At 62.9% G+C, this 17817-nt stretch carries 14 protein-coding genes; 12 read left to right on the top strand and 2 right to left on the bottom strand.

All coding sequences use genetic code 11. From position 1 onward, the window contains the following. Positions 1-19 precede the first annotated feature (19 nt). From EKO19_RS37250 to EKO19_RS37220, 7 genes are all read left to right on the top strand, one after another. Complete coding sequence (locus tag EKO19_RS37250; protein WP_129782522.1) at positions 20-1789, top strand: cbb3-type cytochrome c oxidase subunit I; 1770 nt, start codon at positions 20-22, stop codon at positions 1787-1789. Then, positions 1786-2475: a cytochrome c oxidase subunit 3 gene (locus tag EKO19_RS37245; protein WP_129782521.1), complete on the top strand. Its 690-nt coding sequence runs from the start codon at positions 1786-1788 to the stop codon at positions 2473-2475. Before EKO19_RS37250 ends, EKO19_RS37245 begins: the two co-directional genes overlap by 4 nt. 13 nt (positions 2476-2488) lie before the next feature. Further along, positions 2489-3163, top strand: coding sequence for a heme-copper oxidase subunit III family protein (locus EKO19_RS37240; RefSeq protein WP_129782520.1), 675 nt, complete (start codon positions 2489-2491; stop codon positions 3161-3163). Between the two features lie 5 nt (positions 3164-3168). Then, positions 3169-3561 (top strand): cytochrome C oxidase subunit IV family protein, encoded by a 393-nt coding sequence (locus EKO19_RS37235; protein WP_129782519.1) that lies wholly within the window; start codon positions 3169-3171, stop codon positions 3559-3561. A gap of 100 nt (positions 3562-3661) precedes the next feature. Continuing rightward, positions 3662-4657 carry a COX15/CtaA family protein gene (locus tag EKO19_RS37230; RefSeq protein WP_129782518.1) on the top strand — a complete coding sequence of 332 codons (996 nt, stop codon included), beginning with the start codon at positions 3662-3664 and terminating at the stop codon, positions 4655-4657. Positions 4658-4743: 86 nt separating this feature from the next. Next, positions 4744-5649 carry a heme o synthase gene (gene cyoE / locus EKO19_RS37225; protein WP_129782517.1) on the top strand — a complete coding sequence of 302 codons (906 nt, stop codon included), beginning with the start codon at positions 4744-4746 and terminating at the stop codon, positions 5647-5649. A gap of 15 nt (positions 5650-5664) precedes the next feature. Beyond that, complete coding sequence (locus EKO19_RS37220) at positions 5665-6885, top strand: VanZ family protein (protein WP_157995629.1); 1221 nt, start codon at positions 5665-5667, stop codon at positions 6883-6885. On the opposite strand, the gene EKO19_RS37215 is transcribed toward EKO19_RS37220, so the two are convergent. After that, positions 6882-7568, bottom strand: coding sequence for a COG3650 family protein (locus EKO19_RS37215; protein ID WP_129782515.1), 687 nt, complete (start codon positions 7566-7568; stop codon positions 6882-6884). The two genes, EKO19_RS37220 and EKO19_RS37215, sit on opposite strands and share 4 nt — an antisense overlap. Positions 7569-7906: 338 nt before the next feature. Between EKO19_RS37215 and uvrD the strand changes: the two genes are divergently transcribed. From uvrD to EKO19_RS37200, 3 genes are read left to right on the top strand one after another with little or no spacing between them, the layout of a single operon-like run. Further along, positions 7907-10078: a DNA helicase II gene (gene uvrD, locus EKO19_RS37210; protein ID WP_129782619.1), complete on the top strand. Its 2172-nt coding sequence runs from the start codon at positions 7907-7909 to the stop codon at positions 10076-10078. Next, the gene (gene trkA, locus EKO19_RS37205) at positions 10075-11463 is read left to right on the top strand and encodes a Trk system potassium transporter TrkA (RefSeq protein ID WP_129782514.1); all 1389 of its coding nucleotides are present in this window, start codon (positions 10075-10077) and stop codon (positions 11461-11463) included. Before uvrD ends, trkA begins: the two co-directional genes overlap by 4 nt. Further along, positions 11460-12908 (top strand): TrkH family potassium uptake protein, encoded by a 1449-nt coding sequence (locus EKO19_RS37200; RefSeq protein ID WP_129782513.1) that lies wholly within the window; start codon positions 11460-11462, stop codon positions 12906-12908. Before trkA ends, EKO19_RS37200 begins: the two co-directional genes overlap by 4 nt. Positions 12909-12914: 6 nt before the next feature. Here EKO19_RS37200 and EKO19_RS37195 read toward each other — a convergent pair whose 3' ends face one another. Further along, the gene (locus tag EKO19_RS37195; protein ID WP_175597342.1) at positions 12915-14576 is read right to left on the bottom strand and encodes a cation:proton antiporter; all 1662 of its coding nucleotides are present in this window, start codon (positions 14574-14576) and stop codon (positions 12915-12917) included. A gap of 145 nt (positions 14577-14721) precedes the next feature. Here EKO19_RS37195 and mrcB point away from each other — a divergent pair, with 145 nt between their 5' ends. Continuing rightward, positions 14722-17037: a penicillin-binding protein 1B gene (mrcB, locus tag EKO19_RS37190; RefSeq protein WP_129782511.1), complete on the top strand. Its 2316-nt coding sequence runs from the start codon at positions 14722-14724 to the stop codon at positions 17035-17037. Between the two features lie 194 nt (positions 17038-17231). Next, positions 17232-17636, top strand: coding sequence for a hypothetical protein (locus EKO19_RS37185; RefSeq protein ID WP_129782510.1), 405 nt, complete (start codon positions 17232-17234; stop codon positions 17634-17636). Positions 17637-17817 lie beyond the last annotated feature (181 nt).

The following is a 17817-nucleotide window of genomic DNA, read 5'->3' as shown; positions in this document are numbered from 1 at the left end:
GTAGAAGGAGTGTGTGTCGATGGCTTTTGTAGCAATCGCCGATCGCGATCACGAACACGCCCTGCACGATCCGCAGAGTTTTATTCGTAAGTACATCTGGAGCCAGGACCACAAAGTCATCGCCGTCCAGTACGCACTGGTGGCGATCTCCATCGGTCTGGTGGCGCTGACCATGTCGGTGTTGATGCGGCTGCAGCTGGGCTTTCCAGATACGTTCCACATCATCGCGCCGCAGGACTATTACCAGTACATCACCATGCACGGCATGATCATGGTGATCTACCTGCTGACGGCGCTGTTCCTCGGCGGCTTCGGCAACTATCTCATTCCGCTCATGCTGGGCGCGCGGGACATGGTGTTCCCGTACTTGAACATGCTCAGCTTCTGGTTCTATCTGCTCGCGGTGCTGGTGTTGTGCGCCGGCTTCTTCGTGCCCGGTGGACCGACTGGCGCGGGATGGACGCTCTATCCACCGCAAGCGGTGCTACCGGGCACACCAGGTGCCAGCTGGGGCATCATTTGCATGCTGGCGTCGCTGGCGATCTTCATCGTCGCGTTCACCATGGGCGGCCTCAACTACGTGACGACGGTGTTGCAGGCCCGCTGCCGTGGCATGACGTTCATGCGTATGCCGCTGTCGGTGTGGGGCATCTTCATGGCCTCGATCCTCGGCTTGCTGGCGTTCCCGGCATTGTTTGTTTCCGCGATCATGATGGCGCTGGACTCGCTGGTCGGCACCAGCTTCTTCATGCCCGCCGTGTCGTCGATGGGCGAGAGGACCGTGCACACCGGCGGCAGCCCGCTGCTGTTCCAGCATCTGTTCTGGTTCTTCGGTCATCCCGAGGTTTATATCGTCGCGCTGCCGGCTTTCGGCATCGTGTCCGATCTGCTCAGCACGCACGCCCGTCGTAACATCTTCGGCTATCGCATGATGGTGTGGGCGATCCTCGCGATCGGCTGTCTGAGCTTCGTCGTGTGGGCGCATCACATGTACGTGAGCGGCATGAATCCATACTTCGGCTTCTTCTTCGCGACCACGACGCTGATCATCGCGGTGCCGACGGCCATCAAAGTCTATAACTGGGTGCTGACCCTCTGGCGCGGCGACGTGCATCTCACCGTGCCGATGCTGTTCGCCATCGGCTTCATCTTTACGTTCATCAACGGCGGTCTGACGGGCTTGTTTCTGGGCAACGTGACCGTCGACGTGCCGCTGTCAGGCACCTACTTCGTGGTCGCGCACTTCCATATGGTGATGGGGGTGTCGCCGATTCTGGTGGTGTTCGGATCGATCTATCACTGGTATCCCAAGATCACCGGCCGCATGTTCGATGAGCGGCTCGGCAAGTTTCATTTCTGGATGACGTTCCTCGGCGCCTACGCGATCTTCTTGCCGATGCACTACATGGGAATCCTGGGGGTGCCGCGTCGTTACTACGGCTACACCGACGCGATTCAGTTCATTCCGCCCTCGGTGCATGAGGCCAATGAGTGGATCTCGATCTCGGCCATGATCGTCGCGGCCACGCAATTAGTGTTCCTCTACAACTTGATTCATTCGTACTTCAAGGGGCCGGTCGCGGATCCGAATCCGTGGCGAGCCACGACGCTGGAGTGGCAGACCCCTGATACGCCGCCGAAGCATGGCAACTGGGGTAAGGATCTGCCCGAGGTGCATCGCTGGGCGTATGACTACAGCGTGCCGGGCGCACCCGAGGACTTCATTCCGCAGAACGTGCCGCATTCGGAGAAGACGCCGGTCGGGCGTGAGCATGGAGTGCCGACGTGAGCCTGACCGTTGCATACGCCGCACTCGCTACGGGCATCGCTGTTTGGGCGGTGCTCGTTATGAAGTTGCGAGCGAAGCCGTGGGAAGTCACTGCGGCGGGTGTGTTGGACAAGCAGGGCTTTAATGTTTCGGCGAAGCGCATCGGCTTGTGGATCTTCCTCGCGGTCGTCACCTCGCTGTTCTGTTTGTTTCTCTCTGCTTATTACATGCGCATGGGCGAGCACGCGGGCCACGGCACGCTGCCGGCCACCGATTGGCAATCGATTCGCGACCCTTCCATTCTCTGGTTCAACACCGTGCTGCTGATCTTCGGCAGCGTCGCCATGCAATCGGCGCGTTCCGCGGTGGCTCGCAGCCAGGTTCAACAAACCAGAGTGCGTCTGTTTGCCGCAGGCCTGCTCACATTCGCGTTTCTGATAGGACAGTGGCTCGCCTGGCGAGAGCTCCGTTATTCACCACTGTTCTCCCCGCTGAACCCCGCGGTCGCATTCTTCTATGTGCTCACCGCCGTGCACGGCCTGCACCTGCTAGGCGGACTGTTTGTGTGGGCGCGCACACTGGCGCGCTCATTGCGTAAAGACGTGGAGCTGATCGACGTGCGTCTGAGCGTCGAGCTCACCTCGGTCTACTGGCACTACCTGTTGCTGGTCTGGCTGGGGCTGTTCGCTGTGTTGTTATCGACGTGAGCGAGAGAAAAGCATGAGCCACGAACCCGCCACCTTGGAACCCGGTTTCAAAGGCGTGACCGCGGACTGGTCCGCGGACAAGCAGGCTTTCCCGGTGCCGTGGGGCAAGGCGATGATGTGGATCTTCCTGCTCTCGGACACTTTTATCTTTTCGTGTTTCCTCACGTCGTACATGAACGTCCGCATGTCGACGACGGCCCCGTGGCCCAACACCGCCGAGGTCTTCGCACTCACGGTCGGCGGTCATGACATTCCGTTGCTGCTGATCGCAATCATGACCATGGTGCTGATCACCAGCAGCGGCACGATGGCCATGGCCGTGAACTTCGGCTATCGGCGCGATCGCAAGCGCACCGCTCAACTGATGTTCGCAACGGCGGCGCTGGGCCTGTGTTTCGTCGGCATGCAGGCGTTCGAATGGACCAAGCTGATCGTTCATGAAGGCGTGCGGCCCTGGGGCAATCCGATGGGCGCGGCGCAGTTCGGCTCGTCGTTCTTCATGATCACCGGCTTCCACGGCATGCACGTGACCGGCGGCGTGATTTATCTCAGCGTGGTCGCCTCCCGTGTGTTGAGCGGCTTCTACGATCGCAAAGGCACTTACGAGACCGTCGAGATCGCCGGCCTGTACTGGCACTTCGTCGATCTGGTGTGGGTATTCATTTTCGCCTTCTTCTACCTATGGTGAGCGGCATGGCGGTAAGACAGCACGATATCCCTGCGACGGACCTCTCCGCGGATCATTCGCCCACGCACGCAGCGGCGCATGGCACCCATGCGGAGGGTCAGCAGCACCCCATCAAGTTGTATTTGTTGATCTGGGGCCTGCTGTTCGTCTTCAGCGCGTTTTCCTACATGGTCGATTATTTCCGGCTGCAAGGCGCCCTGCGCTGGACCTTGATCATCGTGTTCATGCTGATCAAGGCCAGCTTCATCGTGGCCATCTTCATGCACATGGCCTGGGAGCGGCTGGCGCTGAAGCTGGCCATCCTGGTGCCGCCGCTGGCGCTGCTGATCCTGATCGGGCTGATGGCCATCGAGGGCGATTACACCTTCCTGACCCGCGTGGCGTCGTTCGTGAAATAGTCGTAAGCGAGGGCGGCAAATCGCCCAACCGACACAAAACCGGCGTCGGGGCGCTTATGATTGCGCCCCGCCAAAGTACGCCTGGAAACCCAGCAGTTTCATGACTCCACGTTTGCTTCTGTTTCGCCGCCTGGCGCTGGCCGGCGTGCTGCTCGCGCTGGTCGTGGTCGTGCTCGGCGCCTGGGTGCGCCTGAGCGCCGCGGGCCTGGGCTGCCCGGACTGGCCGGGCTGTTACGGTCACTGGAGCGCCGGCAGCGCGGCCGAGAACATCGACACCGTCAACCAGGCGTTCCCGCACCGGCCGCTCGAGTACCACAAGGCCATCAAGGAGATGGTGCATCGGTACTTCGCCTCGGGCCTGGGCTTTCTGATCCTGGTGCTGGCCGGTCTGGCGATTGCCAATCGCAAGGATCCCGAGCAACCCGTGGCATTGCCGCTCGCACTGGTGGCTCTGGTGATTTTCCAAGGACTGCTCGGGATGTGGACGGTCACGCTGCTGCTCAAGCCGCTGATCGTCGTGCTCCACCTGATCGGCGGTCTGTCGACGCTGTCGCTGCTGGCCTGGCTGGCGATGTCGCCGAGCAGGGCGCCCGAGCGCTGGAGCCCGGCCAATGCCGGATTACGCAAGCTGGCCGGCATCGGCCTGGCGGTGCTGGCGCTGCAGATCATGCTCGGCGGCTGGACGAGCAGCAATTACGCCGCCCTCGCCTGCCCGGATTTTCCGACCTGTCAGAACAGCTACTGGCCCCACATGGACGTGAAAGACGCGTTCGTGCTGTGGCGAGGCCTGGGCATCGACTACGAAGGCGGCGTGCTGGATCACCCGGCGCGCGTGGCCATCCACTTCGTGCATCGGCTAGGCGCGATTGCCGCGGCGATCATTCTGGGCGCGTTGAGCTTCCTCGCCTGGCGACGAGGCACCACGCCGGCCGTGCGCACCGGCGGCCTGTTGCTTGGGTTGGTGCTGATCGCGCAGCTCATCCTCGGTCCGATCATGGTCATGCGCGCGCTGCCGCTGGTGCTGGCCACTGCACATAACGGTGTGGCCGCGCTGTTGCTGCTGGCGACAGTGCGCATGAACCGATTGTTACGCTAGGACGGCCCCAGCGCCTGCCCGGCACAGTCGACGCACAGACTTTCCGTTGCCTGTAGAATCCAGCGCTGGTCACCGCCGTCTCGCCTATGTCCGCCGTGCAAACTTCTTCATTTCAGCCTGCCGCCTCCTGGCGCGATTACTACGAGCTGGGCAAGCCCCGCGTGGTGATGCTGATCATGTTCACGGCCATTGCCGGCATGTTCCTGGCGGCACCGAGCTGGCCGCCGGCCAATGCGCTGATTTTCGGTACGCTGGGCATCGCCCTGGCGGCGTCCGCGGCGGCGGCGATCAATCATGTGCTGGATCGCCGCTTCGACGAGCAGATGGCGCGCACTCGCAATCGCCCGCTGCCCACCGGTCATGTCACCGAGCGTCAGGCATTGAGCTACGCGCTGGTGCTGGCGGTGCTGTCGATGGTCCTGTTGTGGGGCTGTGTGAATGCGCTGACAGCCGTACTCACGTTCTGCTCGCTGATCGGTTACGCGGTGATCTACACGGTGTGGCTCAAACACGCGACTCCGCAGAACATCGTCATCGGTGGCGCGGCCGGTGCGGCTCCGCCGGTCCTCGGCTGGACCGCCGTGACGGGCTCCGTCGATCCGCACGCGCTGCTGCTGTTCCTGATCATCTTTACCTGGACGCCGCCGCACTTCTGGGCGCTGGCGATTGCACGGCGCGATGAATATGCGAAGGCTGGCATTCCGATGCTGCCGGTCGCGTACAGCAGTGACTTCACGCGGCTGCATATTCTGCTGTACACGATCCTGCTCGTGATCGTGACGCTGCTGCCCTACCTCACCGGCATGAGCGGCCTGATCTATCTCGCGGCAGCGCTGATCCTCGGCGCACGTTTCCTGTTCCGCGCCTTGCAATTGAAGGTGCGCCAGGACGCCCGTCTGCCCATGCAGACCTTCGGTTACTCGATCACCTACCTGGCACTGCTGTTCGCTGCCTTGCTGATCGATCACTATGTGACTATTCGGCTGACTTAGTCCTACGCTCGCATCGTGGCTCCGGCGCGCACACCACGAAGCTCGATTCCCTGGCTGACGGCAGCAGTCATAGCGCTGATCCTGTACGGCTCGCTGTATCCCTTCAATCTCAAGCCCGACGTGCAGAGCGACCTGCTCGGCGCGCTCAGTCAGCTGTCGTGGGCGCGCGCTGGCCGCGGCGATCGCATCTCCAATGTGCTGCTGTATCTGCCGCTCGGGTTCTGCCTCTTTCTGTGGCTGAACGAGAGACTGCGTCAGGGCCCGGCCGTGACGCTCGCGTGGCTGCTCGGCTCGGTGTTATCCCTGGGGATCGAAGTCGCGCAGGTGTATGTCTCGAAGCGCGTGCCGAGCCTCGCGGATCTCGCGTTGAACTCCGGCGGAACGTTGCTCGGCGCCTTTGGCGGCATGGGCTGGGCCGCTCTCAGTCACTTGATGCATGTACCGTCGCGCGTCGAGAAACAAACGCGCGATCCGGGCGCAATACTGCTGATCGGCTTGTGGCTCGCGTGGCGATTCGCGCCGTTCGTGCCGCAGTTCGATCTGGGCAAACTGAAGGCGGCGCTGCGGCCGCTGTTCGATCCGACATTCGACTTCGTCACCGTGCTGATCTTTCTCACGTGCTGGCTGGTCGTGAATCAGGCGGTCGCCGCCATGGTGAGCCGTCCGCGGCGCTTGGAGACATTGTTGTTGCTGATGGCCGCGGTACTGATTGGCCGGCTGATCGTCGCGAATCAGGCGTTTGTGCCCGCCGAACTGCTGGCGCTGTTGTTGTTGCTGCCGATGGTGGTACTCATGCATCGGTTGCGTCCGCGGCCGAGGCGCGCATCGCTGGTTCTCGCGGTCGTCGCGTTGTTGATCATCGAAGAGCTGGCGCCGTTCAACTTCTCGCCGCACGCCGCGCAGTTCGATTTCTGGCCGTTCCTGGCGCTGGTCGACTCCGGCTGGGACCTGACCACGGTGGACTGGGTGCCGGTGTTCGGTAAATTGTTTCTTTATGGGGCCTTGCTGTGGGTGGTGCGGGAGTGGGGTGCATCCACCGACTTTGCGTTCGGCGTGATGCTCACCATCGCCACCGTCGTCGAAGTACTGCAAATCTGGCTGCCCGCGGAGCACGCATCCATCACCGATCCGCTACTCGCGCTGACGATCGGCCTGGCGTTTCGTTCGTTGTATCGACGGCATCGCCCGCGACGCTTCGCGGGCGCGACCAACGATTTTTCTCTGCGGGAACGTTAGAACGTCCGGCTGCCGACGCGCGCGCAACCGGTGTACTGCTTGCCATTCAGCAGGGCTTTGGCGGCGTACGCGAAGTACTCGCCCGACATGTCATCGCGGCACGCCTGAGCTTCGATCAGCAGTTCGATCTTGTGATCGTTGTTGGCAGCCGCGTAGCTGACGGCACCCTCGGCATCCTGCGTCTGTGGCGCGGCGATGGAGATTTCTTTCGGTTCCTCGGCCTGGCGCCAGACCAACGCCGCTTCGGTGACCTCGGCACTCCAGAACGGCTCGTTGCCCCGCGCGGCGACGATGTAATCCTGCGGCGGTGAATCGCAGCTACGCGTCTGGTCGGGCGTGGCGTACAGCACTTCTTCCAACGTAAAGCCTCCAGCGAAGCCCGCGGGCGCGGGTTGATCGATGGAGCGCTCGCCGTACGCCTCGATGTACAGCTTCGGCACCTGATCGGCGCCGTCCGCATCTTTCTCGCCGGCGAACTCGCGCTTGAGCACGCCGTCGGTCTGATCGACCAACAGCAAGTCGCTCTGCTCGCCGCACGGACGGAAGCTGGCGCGCTCGGCGGACAGTGTGACGATACCCCGCTTGATGGCGAGGCCCGATTCCGCGGGTGGCTCGGATGTCGCGGAAGCCTCGGACGGAAAACTGGACGTATCCGTGTCCGCCGTGGGCGCAGGCGGAGCCACGGGCTCCGGTGTCTTGGAGCATCCCGCCAAAGTCAGCAAAACCGCGCAATGGGAAAGTAACATCCCGCGCCAAACACGCATGCACGCCTCCCCGGCGAACCCAGCTGGGCGCACAGCATATAGAAACGGCCAGCCTGCTAGAATGCGCGGGATTGTAATACGGCGACTCGGGCATGCTTGTTATGCAGCGACTCGGGCATCCTGCCACTCGCGCTGTGGCGCAGACGGGCAAAGGCGCGACTTTTCCCGCTGCGCTCGCCGCCTACGGCGTCGGGCACTTCCATGTGCCTGGGGGTGGCTGGTACCCGACGTAAGCTCGGCTCACGCGAGGATTGACTCTGGACGTTTCTGATTTACTTGAAGGACTTAACGACGCTCAGCGCGCCGCCGTCGCGGCTCCGCTGGCGCCGACTCTGGTCCTGGCCGGTGCCGGCAGTGGCAAAACGCGGGTGCTGACCCACCGCGTCGCCTGGCTGGTGGAGGTTGAAGGCTCCTCTCCGCACAGCATCCTGGCGGTGACCTTTACCAACAAGGCCGCCGGCGAGATGCGCGCGCGCATCGAATCCATGCTCGGCGTGCCGAGTGCCCCCCTGTGGATCGGCACCTTCCACGGCATCGCGCATCGCCTGCTGCGCATCCACTGGCGCGACACCAACCTGCCGCAGAGCTTCCAGATCATGGACTCCGACGATCAGCTCCGCGCCATCCGCCGCGTGCTCAGGGCGCAGAGCCTCGATGAGGAGCGCTGGGTCCCGAAAGAGATCATGTGGTTCATCAACGCCCGCAAGGACGAAGGCCTGCGTGCCAAACAGATCAAGGATGACGGCGATCCGACCCGGCGCCAGTTCATCAAGTTGTATGAGTTGTATCAGGAGCAGTGCGACCGCGCCGGTGTCGTGGACTTCGCCGAGCTGCTGTTACGCGCTTATGAGCTGTTCCGCGACAACGCCGCGCTGCTCGACCACTATCGCCAGCGCTTCCGCCATGTGCTGATCGATGAGTTTCAAGACACCAATACGATTCAGTATTCGTGGCTGAAGCTGCTCGCCGGCCCCAACGGCTTGCCGTTCGCGGTCGGCGACGACGACCAGTCGATCTATCGCTGGCGCGGCGCTCGCGTGGAAAACCTGCATCAGTACCGGCGCGACTATCCCAACGTGCAGATGTTTCGACTGGAGCAGAACTATCGCTCCACCGGCAACATTCTCGCGGCCGCCAACGCGCTGATCTCCAACAACGGCGGTCGTCTCGGCAAGAATCTGTGGACCAGCGGCGAGCAAGGCGATCCGATCCGGCTCTATGCGGCGTTCAACGAGCGCGACGAGGCCGACTTCATCGTCAACCGCATTCGCGAGTATGTGATGAAAGGCGGCCTGCGCAGTGAATGCGCGATCCTGTACCGCTCGAACGCGCAGTCGAGAACGCTTGAAGAAGCGTTGCTCACCCATCGCATTCCATATCGCGTGTACGGCGGTTTGCGATTCTTCGAACGCGCCGAAATCAAAGATGCGCTCGGCTATCTCCGATTGATGCACAACCGGACCGACGACGCATCGTTCGAACGCATCGTGAACCTGCCGACGCGCGGCATCGGCAACAAGACGCTGGATGTCGTCCGCAACTACGCACGTGCCAACGCCACTTCGATGTGGGAAGCCGCCGGCGCAAGCATCAAAGAACTTGGTGCCCGCGGTGGCCAGGCGTTACACGCGTTCATGCTGATGATCGAGCAGCTCGACCAGCAAACGCGCACGCTGCCGTTGCACGAACAGGTCGATCACGTGATTCATACCAGCGGCCTGATCACGCACTATCAGCAAGAGAAAGGCGATCGTGGCGAAGCTCGCGTCGACAACTTGAACGAATTGGTCTCCGCAGCGCGTGGTTATGAGCCCGAGGGTGAGATCGAGGTTTCACCGCTCGCCAACTTCCTCGCGCACGCCGTGTTGGAGTCCGGCGAGGAGCAGGCCGGTGCTGGCGACGACGCCGTGCAGATGATGACGCTGCATTCGGCCAAAGGCCTCGAATTCCCCATCGTGTTCATGTGCGGCATGGAAGACGGCTTGTTCCCGCATCAGCGCTCGATCAGCGATATCGACGGGCTCGAGGAAGAGCGCCGCCTCTGTTACGTCGGCACGACGCGCGCGATGAAACAGCTGTATCTCACTTATGCCGAGCAACGCCGCTTGCACGGCGTGGATAGCTACGGCACGCCGTCGCGGTTCATCAAGGAAATCCCGGCGGAGCTGCTCGAAGAGATCCGCCCGCGCATCCAGATCTCGCGACCGATCTACACGCCTCGCCGCAGTGGCATGGGGGGGCGAGTGCACGAAGAGGCGGCCACTTTTGGCGGCGTGCGGCTCGGTCAGCGCGTGCGTCATGGCAAGTACGGTGAAGGCACCGTGCTCGAGCTGGAAGGCGACGGGACGCATGCGCGCGTGCACGTGAACTTCGAGCGCCAGGGCCGGAAGTGGCTGATGCTGGCGTTCGCGAACCTGGAACCGGTATGAAAATAATCATCCTCGGCGCCGGACAGGTGGGTCGCACCGCCGCCAACCATCTGGCGCGCGAAGCTGCGAATGAAGTCACGGTCGTCGATGTGAACGACGAGCTGCTGCGCGATCTGCAGGACCGCCTCGACATTCGCACCCTGGTCGGCAGCGGCACGCAACCGAGCGTGCTCGAAGCCGCCGGCGCCCGCGACGCCGACATCTTCATCGCGCTGACCAACAGCGATGAAGTGAACATGGTCGCCTGTCAGATCGCGTGGAGCCTGTTCAACAAGGACTCGACGCGCATCGCCCGCATCCGCTCGGCCGATTTCACCCGGCATACCAAGCTGTTCTCGAACGAGGACCGCGCCTTCGCCGTCGACGTGCCGATCAGCCCCGAGCAGCTGGTGACCGAGCATGTCGTGCACTTGATCAAGTATCCCGGCGCCCTGCAGGTGCTGGACTTCGCCGATGGCCGCATCCGTCTGGTCGGCGTGAAGGCCTTGCAAGGCGGGGCGCTGGTCGGTCAGCAACTGAAACAGCTGCCGACGCACATCGAGGGGCGCGATGCGCGGGTCGCGGCGATCTATCGTGAAGGCCAGAGCATCAAGCCCGAGGGCGACACGGTCATCCAGCATGGCGACGAAGTATTCTTCATCGCCGCGCGCGAAGATATTCGCCTGGTGATGAACGAGATGCAGCGGGCCGAAGATCCGGTACGCCGGGTAGTCATCGCGGGCGGCGGCAACATCGGTTTCCGTCTCGCGCAAACACTGGAAGTGAATCATCAGGTCAAACTGATCGAGCGCGATCCTCGCCGGGCCCGGCGGGTGTCGGAACAGCTGAGTAACACCATCGTGCTGAGCGGCGACGCCGCCGATGAAGAGTTGCTGCTCGAAGAGAACATCGACAGCGCCGACGTGTTCGTCGCCGTCACCAACGCCGAAGAAGCCAACATTCTGTCGGCGATGCTGGCGAAGCGACTGGGCTGTCACAAGGTGATGGCACTGATCAACCGCCCGGCCTATGCCGAGCTCATGCAGAGCGGTTCCATCGATATCGCCTTGTCGCCGCAGCAGGTCACGATCGGCTCGCTGCTGGCTCACGTGCGGCGTGGCGACGTGGTTCGCGTGCACTCACTCAGACGCGGCGCGGCCGAGGCGCTCGAAGTCATCGTGCACGGCGTGCAGGGTGAAGGCCGGGTCATTGGCAAACGAATCGAAAACATTCCGTTGCCCGAGGGAACCACGATCGCCGCCATCGCCCGCGGCGACCAGGTCTTGATCGCGCACCACGACACCATGATCCAGCGCGACGACCACGTGATCCTGTTCCTCACCGACCGCCGCCATGTCGAAGCGGTCGAGCGCCTGTTCGATGTGCCGCGCCGGCACGCCCGATGAACTTCCTCACCGTCCAGCGCATCATCGGTCAGCTGCTGATGCTGTTCAGCGTGACCATGCTCCCGCCCGTCGGCGTGTCGCTGTATTTCGGCGACGGTCACTGGCAGCCGTTCTTCGATTCGTTCTGCGGCATGTTGATCGTGGGCGCGCTCGTCTGGTGGCCGGCGCGCAAGGCGCATCGCGAGCTGCGGGTGCGGGACGGATTCCTGGTCGTCTCGATGTTCTGGATCGTGCTCGGCCTGGCGGGCGCGGTGCCGCTGCTGATTTCCGATCGGCCGGATCTGGATCTGACCGACGCCGTGTTCGAAGCTGTCTCGGGATTCACGACCACCGGCGCGACGGTGCTGGTCGGCCTCGAAGAGCTGCCGATTTCCATTTTGTATTTCCGCCAGCAGATCCAATGGCTCGGCGGCCTCGGTATCGTCGTGTTGGCGGTTGCCCTGCTGCCCATGCTAGGCGTCGGTGGCATGCAATTGTTGAAAGCGGAGAGCCCGCGTCCCGCGAAAGACGTGCGACTCACGCCACGCATCACCGAGACGGCGAAGGCGCTGTGGGTGATCTATGTGACGCTCACAGTGCTTTGCGCGGCTTGTTATTGGCTGGCGGGCATGTCGCCGTTCGACGCAATCGCACACGCCTTCTCGACTGTCTCGGCTGGCGGTCACTCGACTCACGACTTGAGCCTCGGCTATTTCGACAATGTGGCCGTCGAAATCGTGGCGTCGTTATTCATGTTCCTCGGCGCCGTGAACTTCGCACTGCACTTCTTCGTGTGGCGCTATCGACGTCCGCAGGATTATTTCCGCGATCCTGAGTTTCGCGCCTTCCTGTTCCTGGTGACGTGTTTGTTCCTGCTGACGCTGGGCATGCTGCTCGTCAAAGGTGTCTATACGACTGACACGGCGATCCGGCAGTCGGTGTTCACGGCGATTTCGGCGCAGACCGGTACAGGGTTCTTCACGACCGACTACTCCGTATGGCCCGGCGCCATCCCGGTGATTCTGCTGCTCGCGACCTTCATCAGCGGCTCGGCGGGTTCAACCTCGGGCGGCATGAAAGTGATCCGCTGGTTGCTGATCTGGAAACAGGGCCAGCGCGAAGTGCAGCGACTGATTCATCCCAGCGCCGAAATTCCGGTGCGTATCGGCAGCAAGCCGGTCGACTGGCGCATCATCGATTCGGTGTGGGGCTTCTTCGCCGCCTACATGATTCTGTTCGCGGTGCTGATGGTGTTGATGATGATGATGGGCGCGGACCACGTGACCGCGTTCTCCGCGATCGCTTCGTGCATCAACAACTACGGCGTGGGCTTGGGCGAAGTGTCGTCGAACTTCCGTTCGATCTCCGAGCCCATGAAATGGCTGTGCGTGATCGCGATGCTGCTCGGGCGTCTGGAAATCTTCCCGCTGCTGGTGATCGCGACGCCTTCGTTCTGGCGCCGCTGAGCAACCTCAGCGCGCCGCGCCCAACATGTCCAAGGCGCCATGTAACAACGCCGTGGCTCCTGCCAACTCCGGCACGATCACCAGGTGCGCGCCCGCCGCTCGCAGCGCCGGTTCGTTCACCGACTGCTCAGCTCGGGCTGCTATAACGACTGCAGGATTGAGGTGCCGCAGCTGGTTGATGGCCGCGCGGGCCGGAGCGAAATCGGGCAGGGCGACGACCGCCAGTCGGGCATTGGCGACATGAGCAGCTTCGAGCACGGTAGGCGAGAATGCGTTTCCGTAAATCGCAGGCAATCCATCGGCGACGCCATCGCGCACCCGTGACAATCTGGAATCGATGACGGCAACGCTGATCCCCGCGTCCCGCAACCCGCGAGCGACGCTCTGGCCCACCCGGCCATAGCCGATGACGATGGCATGAGCTTCCAGTTGCGCCCCCTCGCCGCTCGCGCCGGTGCCCGTATCGAACCAACGGCGCAGCCAGCGATTATGCAACATGAACTCGCCGAGCTTGGGCGAGACCGCGAACGCCGAGGGCGTCAGCACGATGGTGACCAGCGCCGAGGTCAGAATCAGATTGTAGATCTGCGGCGAAAGAGCCTGAGTCTGCAGGCCGATCTGCGCCAGCACGAAATTGAGCTCGCCGACCGGGATCATGCCGAGCGCGGTGAAGGCGGCGGTCCGGGCCGTCAAGCGGAATGGCAGGATGCCGATCGCGGTGGCCGAGAATTTGAGCAGCACGGTAAACGCGGCGACCGCCAGCACCGCCGGCCAGTTGGCGACGATGAAACTGAGATCGATCAACATGCCCACCGACACGAAAAACAGCGTCGCGAACAGGTCGCGCACCGGCACGACCTCGGATATCACGCGATGATCGAACTCGCTCTCCGACAGCAGCAGCCCGGCCACGAACGCGCCCAGCGCGGGCGACAGGCCGAGCAACTGGCTGACACTCGCCGCGCCCAACGCCAACACGGCGGCGGTGACGATGAACAATTCGGACGAGCGCATCCGGGAGATGTGTCCCATCAGCCATGGCACCGCCCGCAAGCCGATGGCCAGCGACACGCCGATGAACACCGTCGCCTTCAGAATGGTGATGCCGACTTCGATGGCCACATCGGTCGGCGATGCGCCGGTCTGCGACGACACCAGCTGCGGCAGCACCACGATCAACACCACGATGATCAGGTCCTGCACGATCGCCATCGACAGCAGCAAGCGGCCGTGACTGGAGGCGATCTCACCTCGGTCCAGCAATGTTTTCAAAATCACCATGGAGCTGCTGGCCGCGAGCGCGACACCGAACACGGTGCCGGCCAGCACGCCCCAGCCCATGGCCATGCCCGCCAGCGTGCCGCCCAGAATGGTCAATATCACCTGCACCGAGGTGCCGACCGTGGCGATGGCCCGCACGCGGGCCAGGTCTTTGAGCGAGAACGCCACGCCCAGGCCGAACATCAGAAAGATCACGCCTACATCGGCCAGCAGCGCGATGTTTTCGCGGTTGCCAACGAATCCTGGGGTGAACGGTCCAATGGCCACGCCGGCCAGCAGGTAGCCGAAGATCGGCGACTGCCGCAGCCAGCTGGCAAGAAAGCCGCCGGCCACCGCGATGCCGAGCGCGACCGCGACGTTCAGGACCAGGGGAATTTCATGATTCATGCATGATTCGCGGTGGCCAGGATCGGCGAGTTTTCGGCGCAAACGGCGACGGCAATGTAGCATGCGTCGCCCTTTGCCATCGGTTTGCCCGAATCCTGCCGCAAGCTGATGGCACTGGTCCTGCACTGGATGACACAGATTCGAGATGAGAGCACTGAAAAAACATCGTAAGCGGATTTTTGCCGGCATCGCCCTCGCCTTCGGCATCGCGGCGATCGCTTTCACCCTCTGGGTGTTCACGCTCGATCGCAAAGTGACCAGTCAGTTCGAGGGACGCCGCTGGACCTTGCCCGCGCAGGTGTATGCCCAACCGACCGAGCTGTATGTTGGCCTGGCCTCCAGCGCCGACACGCTCGAGCAGGATTTGCAACGGCTCGGTTACCAGCGCGTCGACAAACCTCAGCACCCCGGCAGCTACAGCCGCCAGGGCACGCGCATCGATCTGATCAATCGTCGTTTCCAATTTTCGGACGCGCTGCAAGAACCGCAGCTGCTGACCCTCAAGACCAACGGCAATGCCATCGAGGACATGCGCAACGGCCGCAATGAGGAAGTGCCGATCTTCCGTCTCGACCCGTTGCTGATCGGCAGTATCTTCCCCATTCATGGTGAAGATCGCGTCGTGGTCACGCCGGAGGAAGTCTCGCAGCTGTTGCCCTCCGCTCTGAAAGTGGTCGAGGACCGCAAGTTCGACACTCATTGGGGCATCAATCCCACGGCCATCCTGCGCGCCGCGTTTGTGAATTTGCGCGCGGGCGCGATCGAGCAAGGCGGCTCGACGCTGACTCAGCAGCTGGTGAAGAGCTACTTCCTCGACAACCGCCGCACCATCGGCCGCAAGCTCGAAGAAGCGATGATGGCGATGTTGCTGGAAGTGCATTTCAGCAAGTCGGACTTGATGAATGCGTACATCAATGAAATCTATCTCGGCCAGGACGGTCGTCGCGCGATCCACGGCTTCGGTCTCGCCAGTCAGTTCTATTTCGGCAAGCCGCTGGCGGAATTGCAGTTGCATGAAGTCGCGTTGTTAGTTGCGATCGTGCGCGGCCCTTCCTATTACGACCCGCGCCGTCATCCGGAGCGTGCACGCGAGCGACGCGACATGGTGTTGAAGCTGATGGCCGAACACGGCGTCATCGCACCGGACATGGCGAAGAAGGCGGCGAAGCGTCCGCTCGGCATCGTGAGTTCCAGCACGCAAGCCGGTGGTGGTTACTACCCCGCGTTCCTCGATCTGGTTCGACGCACCTTGCGGCGTGACTATCGCGAAGAAGATCTGACCGAGGCCGGCCTGCGGATTTTCTCGACGCTCGATCCGACGGTGCAGACGCAGGCGGAAAAGGCGCTGACTCAAGAGCTGGATCGACTCGACAAGACGCGCAAGACCAAATCGAAGGTGCCGCTGGAAGGTGTGGTCGTCGTCACAGCTCCGCAGAACGGCGAAGTGGTGGCGATGGTCGGCGGCCGGCAGGCAGGCTTCGCCGGTTTCAATCGCGCGCTGGATGCGAAGCGCTCGATCGGCTCGCTGGTGAAACCGGTGATCTATCTGGCGGCGATCGAAAGCGGCCAGTACAACGCCGCGTCCATCATCGAAGACGGCCCGGTGTCGGTGAAGCTGGCGAACGGTCAGCTGTGGGAGCCAAGGAATATTGCCAAAGAGCAGTTCTATGGTCCGGTGCCGCTGGTGCGCGCGTTGGCGCAGTCGATGAATCTCGCGACGGTGAACCTCGGCTTGTCGGTGGGCTTGCCGAAAGTCACGCGGGAGTTCGTGGCGCTGGGTCTGGAGAAGGAGCCGCCGCAGTTGCCGTCGGTGTTGCTCGGCTCGCTCGATGTTTCTCCGCTGGAAGTGGCGCAGCTCTACAACGCGTTCGCGAACGGCGGCTTCAGCACGCCACTGCGAGCGGTACGCTCGGTGCTCGATGCGCAGGGTGAGCCACTGAAGTCGTTCGCACTGGAAGTCACGCCGGTCGCGAGTCCGGACGCGGTGTATCAGGTCAATCGAATGATGGTCGAGGTCATCCAGCACGGCAGCGGCCGCGGCGCACGCGCCGTGCTTCCGCCGGATGTGGTGGTGGCGGGTAAGTCGGGCACGTCTTCGGATTATCGTGACAGCTGGTTCGCCGGCTTCTCCGGCAGCCACCTGGCGGTGGTGTGGATCGGCCATGACGACAACACATCGACCGGGCTCACCGGCTCGGCCGGCTCGTTGCCGGTCTGGTCCCGCCTGATGGCCAACATCGGAACAACTTCCTGGAGCGCGCCGTTGCCGGAAAGCCTGGAGGAAACCTGGATAGAATTCCCAACCGGCCTGGGCGCCCGGCCGGACTGCGGCGAGGAACCCATCGCCATCGCCGTGCCGAAGGGGACCGAGCTGCAGATGCAGCCCTCGTGCAGCTCCAACGTGTTCGGTGAAATTGGCGAGAAGGCGAAGGAGTGGTGGCGGGGCGTCACTCGGCAATGACGATGGGGAAGCTGAATCGGTTCAGCCACGGCGAACATTTTTTCAATTGGTGACGGTCTGACAATCTCGTGATTACCTGGCAGCGAAAACTTCCCACGCTCGTGGCCCTGCTCGCCGTTGCGGCCTGCGCAGTCCCTCCTCCTTACCGAGCCCCCGCCCCTCCCGCGCCCGTTCCTTCCCCCACGGAACCGCCGGTGGAAACCCGCCCGGCCCAACCGCCGGAACAACCCAGCGAGCAACCTGCGCCGCCCGCGCCGGTGGTTCGTGAACCGGTGTTGAGCGCGGCTTCCAAGGCGCTGGTGAGTCAGGCGCAGCTGCAATTGCAGTCGAAGAATTATCCGGTCGCGGCTTCGTCCATTGAACGGGCGCTGCGGATTGAGCCGGCGAATCCGTTGCTGTGGATCGAGCTGGGCAAAGTTCGGCAGGCCGAAGGCAACTACGTTCAGGCGGAGAATATGGGGCGCAAGGCGGCGGCTCTGTCTGTGAATGCACCCAGAGCGAATTCGGCGGCTTGGAGTTTGATTGCGGAGTCGCTGCGTGCGCGAGGGAAGAATCAGGAGGCGCAGGAGGCGATGGTTAAGGCTCAGGGGGTTCGGTAGCCTCGGCTCGGAGGCGGATTCGGAGCCGGATTCGGAGGCGTCGGTGGTTCGCGGCGGCGGGAGTGACCTACCTCGTCCCGGCACCGGGCGCCGCCCGTCGCGCAGTGCGCTCCTTGGCGCACGTCCATGGTGAGCCCTGCTGTTGCGGCCCCGTCCCTGTGCCGCAAAGCTGCCGGGACGA

Origin of the sequence: Peristeroidobacter soli (assembly GCF_004138485.1) — a bacterium.
GTDB classification, from domain to species: domain Bacteria; phylum Pseudomonadota; class Gammaproteobacteria; order Steroidobacterales; family Steroidobacteraceae; genus Steroidobacter; species Steroidobacter soli.
The sequence above is the reverse complement of the archived record's forward strand: the minus strand, read 5'-3'. Positions and strand labels throughout refer to the sequence as shown.

Coding starts and splice junctions, on each gene's coding strand:
- EKO19_RS37250 (WP_129782522.1), top strand. CDS start 20: ATGGCTTTTGTAGCAATCGCCGATCGCGATCACGAACACGCCCTGCAC.
- EKO19_RS37240 (WP_129782520.1), top strand. CDS start 2,489: ATGAGCCACGAACCCGCCACCTTGGAACCCGGTTTCAAAGGCGTGACC.
- EKO19_RS37235 (WP_129782519.1), top strand. CDS start 3,169: ATGGCGGTAAGACAGCACGATATCCCTGCGACGGACCTCTCCGCGGAT.
- EKO19_RS37230 (WP_129782518.1), top strand. CDS start 3,662: ATGACTCCACGTTTGCTTCTGTTTCGCCGCCTGGCGCTGGCCGGCGTG.
- cyoE (WP_129782517.1), top strand. CDS start 4,744: ATGTCCGCCGTGCAAACTTCTTCATTTCAGCCTGCCGCCTCCTGGCGC.
- trkA (WP_129782514.1), top strand. CDS start 10,075: ATGAAAATAATCATCCTCGGCGCCGGACAGGTGGGTCGCACCGCCGCC.
- EKO19_RS37200 (WP_129782513.1), top strand. CDS start 11,460: ATGAACTTCCTCACCGTCCAGCGCATCATCGGTCAGCTGCTGATGCTG.
- EKO19_RS37195 (WP_175597342.1), bottom strand. CDS start 14,576: ATGAATCATGAAATTCCCCTGGTCCTGAACGTCGCGGTCGCGCTCGGC.
- mrcB (WP_129782511.1), top strand. CDS start 14,722: ATGAGAGCACTGAAAAAACATCGTAAGCGGATTTTTGCCGGCATCGCC.